Here is a 7,704-nt window from a genome sequence, read left to right on the forward strand (position 1 = left end):
CTCATTTCTTAGAATGCGATCGCGTATGGTCTTCAAGTGCTCTGGCTTATCCTGAGATACCCAATTGTCAATAATCTGGGTACGGGCAACCTGTTCAACTCCAGTTCCCCCATTCTCGACCATTAACTTACACAACTTCTGGGTCAGAAACGGTTGTCCCCCCGTCCAGGTCAATATCTCAGCTAACACCTGTTCCGGATTATCCAGTTTTCCTACTAAACCAGGGAGCAGTGGTGCTTTCGCTTCTTCAAAGGTAAAGCCAGTCAGGTCAATATCCCGACCAATATTAAAGGGAGTGCGCTGTTTATCCTGAATCAAATCCGCTGGAGTTGCTACTCCCAGCAAGCAAAAATTCAGCCGCTTGTAGGCAGGATTTTCCGCTCGTTTGTTATAACAACTGCGAATAAAGGCAAAGAAATCATCTTTAAACTCTACCTTGATAATACTGTCAATTTCATCCAGGAAAATCACAATATTTTCTGGAATCTCTAACAACAGCACCTCTTCAATAAACTCACCCAACCACATGACTGGCGAGAGTTGCTTACGCTCTCGTAACCAAGGTAAAACCTTGAATTTATCTGAGAGCTTAAAACTATTTACCAGAGTCTTAATTAAGCTAGCATACCATTGCTCTGACGTTACGTAATTGCCAATTTGGGTAACATCAACAGAAGCACAAGCTACTCCCCTATCTATTAGTCTTTGCATGGTTTTTACCCGCAAACTAGATTTACCCATCTGTCGCGAGTTGAGCACATAACAAAATTCCCCAGCCATCAAAGCATCAAAAATTTCCGTATCAGCTTTTCTGACTGCATAAGTAGCAGCATTGTTAGGTAAACTTCCGCCAACTTGATAGATTGTTGGTTGGTTGGTCATGATTGGGAAGGGAGTAGGGAATAAAGAAGCTATCAGCTATTAGCTATCAGCTATCAGCTATCAGTTATCAGCTATTAGCTATCAGTTATCAGCTATTAGCTATCAGTTATCAGCTATCAGTTATCAGCTTAAGCGCTACGCGCACGCGATCGCGTTCAGCTTAAGCGCTACGCGCACGCTACGCGAACAGTTTTCACTTTTCACTTTTCAACCAACGGCTGACCGCTGACCGCTGACTGCTGACCGCTGACTGCTTACATTCACTATAAAATCCTGTCACTAAAATACTGACGATACAAATTATATCTCGGAATACAATCATTACCGATTGCTCTGACTAATCCCAGACTTTCTAACAGATAGGTTTCTTTATAATCCAGGCGCACTGCTTGAGTAGTTGTCAGTAATTTTTTGAAAGCGTTTAGTAAATCGGGATGGAGCATGAGATTATTTAAAAGTTCTCGCAAATGATGGCGATAAATCCCTGATTCTGTCGGGGCGGTTTCTAACAGATGCTCCATGGTGATGTTGCTATTTTTGCTAAGAGTAGAGAAAGCTAACTGTAATAAATAAGGATGTCCCCCTACCATGCTCATTAATTTGTGTACTGAATTAACGGATAAATTTAAGCCATAAAATTTCGCCAAATCCTGAACCTGATTCAAAGTAAAATCAGTTAAATCTACAGGATATCCTACATTGAAAGGCGACTTATTGATAGCCAATTCAATATAAACTTCCGTAGAATAAACCACTATCAATCGCAGTCTTTTCCAAATATCATAAAATTGGCCATTTTCATGCCAACTACGCAGCAAAGTAAGAAACCCTTCAGCAACTTGTTGATGAGGAAAAACTCGCTCCAGGTTATCGAGACATAAAACTAAAGGACTCTCTGAAGAAACCAACAAATACTCTTCAAAGTAGGTGCTACACTTTACTTCAGTGGTGAACAAACTATCGTCCCAATAATTTGGCAACTCATTGGGCAATTTCAATTTTTGAGCAACCCGCACACAAAAAGACTGGAAAAATATCTCCAAATCATGGCAAGGGAATTCATTCAGATTCAAATAAACCGTGCGATAACCCTTAGATTTAGCATAATCAAGAATCCGATGACTGAGTAAGGTTTTCCCCATCAGCTTCGGTGCTTTAATCCGAATTAGCGCCCCTGGTTGTAAACTCTTTTGATAACACTCAGTATCTTGGGGACGTTCTATATAAAAGTCTCCAACTTGAGCGGTTGTCTGTTGTTGATTATTAGTGCTACTTGTGTTATTATAGTTGCTATTATTATTTGGTAATTCAATACCGAGTAATGTGAAAAATTCTGGTATAGACTGAGGGCGATCGCTAGCCACCAAGTTCATGCCATGGAGAATGGCTCGATTTATGCGATCGCTAATCTGGGGATTAAAATCCTTTGGTGGTGGTAATACAACTCCATCAGCCCGATCCTCAGCGGCTACTGGTTTCTTTCCAGTTAAAAGCACATACAAGGTAGCGGCCAAAGCATAGACATCGGTGTAGGGACCCTGTTGCCCTCGCCACTCATATTGTTCCAGAGGAGCATAGCCAGGAGTCCGCCCACACAGATGAGTTTGGGTAACCCCAGGGACAAACTTAGTAGCAATACCCAAATCAATCAACACGGCACCAGAACCATCTTTCCGGACCATGATGTTATTGGGTTTAACATCCCGATGGAGCAATCCTTGCTGATGAATATCCCAGAGGGCGCTACCAATTTGCCCAATGTAAAGCAAGGCTTGCTCTTCCGAAAGCACACCCTGCCGTTTCACCAGATCCGACAAGGTTTCCCCATCGATGTATTCCATGATCAAGCAGGGCAAATCACCTTCTCGGATGATTTCTTCAGATAAACGGACTAGATGAGTATTTCCACAGCTACATTGGGCTAACTTTACCGCTTCGTTGGCAAAAATTTTCCAATATTCTAATAAATTATCTTGGCGGAGTACATGATTAACGATAGTTTTAATAACAATGCGATCGCCTGTTTTAGTTCGGGCTAAATACGTAATACCCAGCCCACCTTGTCCTAGTTTTTTTTCGATGGTATACTTCCCGTTCTGTAGCCGATAACCAGGGGGCCAGGTATGATTAGTTACGCCGTAGCTGTGGTTAGGTGGCTGAGTAGTTGAGGGAGGTTTGTAGGGAGCATAAGGCTCTGCCACAGAAACAGCTATTGGTTGTGTGGTGCTGCTATGACCATTTTTAGGGGAATTAAACCAGCGTTTAACCGCATTATTTAACCGCTGCTTGAATTTCCCACACACTGACCGATGGTTATGAGTCTTCATCTGAGATGCCCAACCTATCCAGGATATTAATTTCGGTAGGGTTTATCGTAAGCCTATGGGCTACGCGCACGCTACTTGAGGTGCTATCAGCGTGTCGCGTATCAGCTGAGTGCTTACGGTTTGTTTTTCCACACAAATAATTCTAGCGTTTTTAATAATTATCAAAGCCATTTGATTTACTTCACCTTACTTCATACTCCTACTCCCTAGGTAAGCAATAAGCTATCAGCATATCTAGCCAATGCACACTATGGGCAATTTTTTCTTGCGCTTACCCTAGAATGCGATCGCGTCCATATACCATTTACCGGAAAGTGGAATAGAAACCAAAAACTAAATTTTATGTTATAATGCTTGTATATACAAAAAGTATATACAAATTAATGGAATTTGAATGGGACGAAAACAAAAACCGACAAAATAAGCAAAAACATGGCATCAGCTTTGAAGAAGCACAGGAAATATTCTTTGGAATCGTTTTTACGTCAATTGATGAACGATACGATTATGATGAAATCAGAGAAATTAGCATCGGTTCCATACAAGGCGTTGTCATTGTCACCGTAGCCCACACTGAAAGAAACAGCAAAATTCGCTTAATTTCTGCTCGAAAAGCTACCCCTAAGGAAAAGAGAAAGTATTATGAGTATCTCGCCCAAACGACTTGAAGAAATCAAAACTATTCCTGACTCTGCCATTGATACCTCAGATATACCTGAGTTAGACGATAATTTTTGGGAAAATGCCAAAATAGTTAAACCGATTACTAAAAAAGCGATTTCTATTCGCTTAGATAGTGACATCATAGACTGGTTCAAAAGTCAAGGAAAAGGCTATCAATCATCAATTAATAACGTTCTTCGTACTTATGTTAATCATCAACGACAGAAAAGTAATCATTGATGGTAAAATTATTCCCTTCATGTCAGCTAATTCGTAAGCTATCAGCTATCAGCGTGTCGCGTATCAGCTGACCGCTTACGCTAATTTTAGCCGACATATCCCCTATGGGTTATACCAGTCATAAACTACAATTGAACCAATATACCACTACGCATTAAGATGTTTAACATTGTCTTGATGCAGTCGCTCCTAAACTCCGAAACGTAAGTAATCGCTGACTTCTGACTTCTGACTTCTGACTTGCGCGTAGCGCTATACCTAATGCGATCGCACTGATCTAAATCCGCACTTCTCGCTAACGTTGTTAATTACCAACAGAGGTTAGGATTTGGATAATAAAAATTTAAGGAGTAAACGGTGTTCAGGAGTAGTGATAGTTCCAATTGGCAGTGGTATTTGTCCAAGCAGCTAACCCCCTTGATCGGAGATTTAACCAGAGTCAAATCTAATCCTATCGATCTCAAGACTATTGTAGTTAGTACCTTAATCGGGCTTTTGCTCAATTCTCTACCATGGTTACCAGCTGCTAGTGCTCAAACGGTGCAACTGGGAGTAGTTAAGAGTCGGGATAATCAAGGGCATTGGTCTGGAATTACCGAACGCTTGCATTCAATTGGAGTTAACTACTGTATTGTTGACTTGACTGAAGTTAAGAAAGCCTCTGACTTCCATAACACTAATTTGCTATTTTTGCCTAATGTCGAGTTCCTCCACCCAAAACAATTCCAAGCGTTACAGGAGTGGATTGCACAAGGAGGAAAAGTTATTGTCACCGGTCCGACTGGGTTACTTTCCAAACCTGACATCCGCAAACAATTGCGTGAGCTTTTGGGTGCTTATTGGGGGTTTGCGATGACCCAACCCTCTATCCTCCATCCTTCCCCAGACAGTAACCAAAAATGGGTGCAGGATACTGGCATTACAGGCATCATTCAGGGTGGCACTCTCATTCCTACTGATCTTAATTCCACTACTGCTGCGGTCTGGAGTCAGGTTGACAAGCCCCCTGCTGTAGTAACCTCTAATAATGCTACCTTTTTTGGTTGGCGCTGGGGTATCGATCGCGTAGCTCCGGCAGAAGTCGATAGTGCTTGGTTACGAGCGGCTCTTGGTCGCTATGATGTCCAAGTCACTGATGTCAATGTCACTGATGCCCAACTCACTAGTGATTCATCTACATCATCTCAATCCTCTGATCACTCACCACAACATTGTGGGAATATCGAAACGACTATTGCCCAGAAACAGGTGGAAACAGAAGATGCAGAGTCTGGCAATAACACAGATGCTTCAGCTAAGCCTACCAATTCCCGATTAGCCCCATCACCCAAGCCAGCAAAAGCGCCACCACCAAGATATAGAAGACGAATTCTAACCCTAAAGCAAGCTACTGCGATGGAGCGGGAGTTGGAAAATCTGATTGGTCGGTTTGAAAGTGCTTTGCTAAGAGCCGATGCAGCTAACAGTAATCTGAATTTATCGACAGGCGCTGCTATCGAACAATTTGTCACTGCTGGTGCTAAGCAAGTGTCGGAAACCTCTGAGGAAACAACGGATGAAACTGACTCAGCTACTTACTCAGCTATTGAGGCATTGAATCAGGCCAGAGTGGGTTTGGAAAATTATCGTCGAGCAGTGGCTCGCAGGGAGTATCAAAAGGCTAGTCAGCTGTGGATGACAGCACGAAATACCCTGTGGGAAAACTACCCAATTGATCGTAAACTAGCCCAGTCAGAGATTCGAGCAATTTGGCTAGACCGGGGTACTATTGTTAAGGCGAAGTCTGAAAAAGATTTAGCTAAGATTTTTGACAAATTGGCTACAGCTGGTTTTCACACCATCTTTTTTGAAACGGTTAACGCTAGTTATACGATTTACCCGAGTGCGATCGCACCAGAGCAAAATCCCTTGGTTGAAGGATGGGATCCCCTAGAAGCAGCAGTCAAGTTAGCCCATGAACGAGGGATGGAATTGCACGCTTGGGTTTGGATGTTTGCTGCAGCTAACCAGCGTCACAATGCGGTTTTAGATCAACCAGCAGACTATCTCGGACCAGTGCTATCCAAGAATCCAGACTGGGCAATCTTGGATAACGAAAAACGTGTGTTTCACAAAAGAACTAGAAAGGCATTTCTTGACCCGGCTAATCCGGAAGTGCGGGATTATCTAACTAAGCTATTGGAAGAGATAGCCAGCCGCTATGAAGTGGATGGGATTCAACTCGACTATATTCGCTACCCGTTTCAAGACCCCAAAGCTGGTCATACCTTTGGCTATGGTAAGGCAGCCCGTGAACAGTTTCAGGAATTGACCGGTGTTGACCCCATTGAGATTGACCCAAGGAATCAGAAGTTATGGCGACAGTGGACAGATTTCCGTATAAAGCAAATTGACACTTTAGTCAAGTCAGTGTCACAGATGCTGCGCCAGAAACGTCCCGACTTGATTATATCTGCTGCTGTATTTGCCATGCCTCGGGAAGACCGATTGCAAAAAATCCAACAAAACTGGGAAGATTGGGCATCTCGGGGTGAGATTGACCTGATGGTACCGATGACTTATGCATTGGAAACGGAAGAGTTACAGAAATTAGCCCAGCCATGGCTAAAAAAATCATCCCTCAGCTCAGCGTTAGTTTTGCCAGGGATTCGTCTATTGAATTTACCCGATATTGTAGCTGTTGACCAAATCCAACTGCTGCGAGATTTACCAGCTCCTGGCTATGCCCTATTTGCAGTAGAAAATCTCAATGATAATCTCAGGGGTATCTTGACACGCACTCAAGGAGAACAAGAGGCTACCACTGAAATACAAGTACCTTACCGTCAACCGTTCCTAACTGCAGCAGAACGTTATCAGGCTCTGCAACAGGAATGGAGTTTTATGTTGGCAAATAATCAAATCGTGATTGGAGAACCAGACCTTTCAGACTGGGGACAACAAGCCGATACCCTTTCCCTGTTGCTGAATCGACTAGCGGACAAGCCATCCATGATGAGCTTGCTATCAGCACAATTGTCCATGTCATCCTTCCGTACTCGCTTTCAGACGTGGATGTTTGGACAATCAGTTGAGCAACCGTATCAAGTCCAGGTATGGGACAACCGTCTGGAAACGATCCAACGATTATTGCGCTATGGTGAGCGGACGCTCAAAAATCGACCATTAGCTGGCAGGGAAACGGCCACCAATGAAGTGGACATCACTGAAGGTCTCGATCCATAGACGAGCACCACAAGATAGTGGGTTATCCGGGTTATAGACAATGCGGCACGGGCCAAGGATTTCTACCTGGTTGCCGTATATATTGTTGCCGCTTCGTTTTACCGAAATCACTGGCTTCCGTTCTTCGGGGCTTTTGTGGATATTCGAGCCAATGTTATTGCGGTTGACATTGATCTTAGCTAAAGCCGGAGCACGATTAGTGCGCCATTTCCCTTTTGGTCCTCTAGTGCCTTTCGTGATTTGGGGCAGATTGTTGAACAAGGGAATAATCCAGAATTTCTCACTTTTATAAGCACCCCGAACCCGACCCTTCTCTAGAAGTTGGCGCAATCGCCGAGAAGAAATACCTAAGAGAGATGATGCTTCA

Annotated in this window: 6 protein-coding genes; 3 read left to right on the forward strand and 3 right to left on the reverse strand. The window is 43.3% G+C overall.

Features of this window, described 5'->3' with window-relative positions:
- On the reverse strand, positions 1–882 hold an 882-nt coding region (locus tag F6K20_RS16065), incomplete at its 3' end, for an AAA-like domain-containing protein (protein WP_287295293.1).
- A gap of 263 nt (positions 883–1,145) precedes the next feature.
- Positions 1,146–3,209, reverse strand: coding sequence for an AAA-like domain-containing protein (locus F6K20_RS16070; RefSeq protein WP_287295295.1), 2,064 nt, complete (start codon positions 3,207–3,209; stop codon positions 1,146–1,148).
- 383 nt (positions 3,210–3,592) lie between these two features.
- Between F6K20_RS16070 and F6K20_RS16075 the strand changes: the two genes are divergently transcribed.
- From F6K20_RS16075 to F6K20_RS16085, 3 genes are all read left to right on the forward strand, one after another.
- A complete protein-coding gene (locus F6K20_RS16075) occupies positions 3,593–3,877 on the forward strand; it encodes a BrnT family toxin (protein WP_044492669.1) in 285 nt (94 codons plus the stop codon).
- Positions 3,852–4,112 carry a BrnA antitoxin family protein gene (locus tag F6K20_RS16080; protein ID WP_008182423.1) on the forward strand — a complete coding sequence of 87 codons (261 nt, stop codon included), beginning with the start codon at positions 3,852–3,854 and terminating at the stop codon, positions 4,110–4,112. The genes F6K20_RS16075 and F6K20_RS16080 overlap by 26 nt, the downstream gene beginning before the upstream one ends.
- Positions 4,113–4,469: 357 nt before the next feature.
- Positions 4,470–7,337, forward strand: coding sequence for a glycoside hydrolase family 10-like protein (locus tag F6K20_RS16085; RefSeq protein ID WP_287295297.1), 2,868 nt, complete (start codon positions 4,470–4,472; stop codon positions 7,335–7,337).
- Here F6K20_RS16085 and F6K20_RS16090 read toward each other — a convergent pair.
- Positions 7,278–7,704, reverse strand: a 427-nt coding sequence (locus F6K20_RS16090) for a DNA-binding protein (protein ID WP_287295299.1), incomplete at its 5' end; no start/stop codon positions are given. The two genes, F6K20_RS16085 and F6K20_RS16090, sit on opposite strands and share 60 nt — an antisense overlap.

Origin of the sequence: Moorena sp. SIO2C4, assembly GCF_010672485.1 — a bacterium.
In the GTDB taxonomy this organism is placed as follows: Bacteria; Cyanobacteriota; Cyanobacteriia; order Cyanobacteriales; family Coleofasciculaceae; genus Moorena; species Moorena producens.

Coding starts and splice junctions, on each gene's coding strand:
- F6K20_RS16070 (WP_287295295.1), bottom strand. CDS start 3,209: ATGAAGACTCATAACCATCGGTCAGTGTGTGGGAAATTCAAGCAGCGG.
- F6K20_RS16075 (WP_044492669.1), top strand. CDS start 3,593: ATGGAATTTGAATGGGACGAAAACAAAAACCGACAAAATAAGCAAAAA.
- F6K20_RS16080 (WP_008182423.1), top strand. CDS start 3,852: ATGAGTATCTCGCCCAAACGACTTGAAGAAATCAAAACTATTCCTGAC.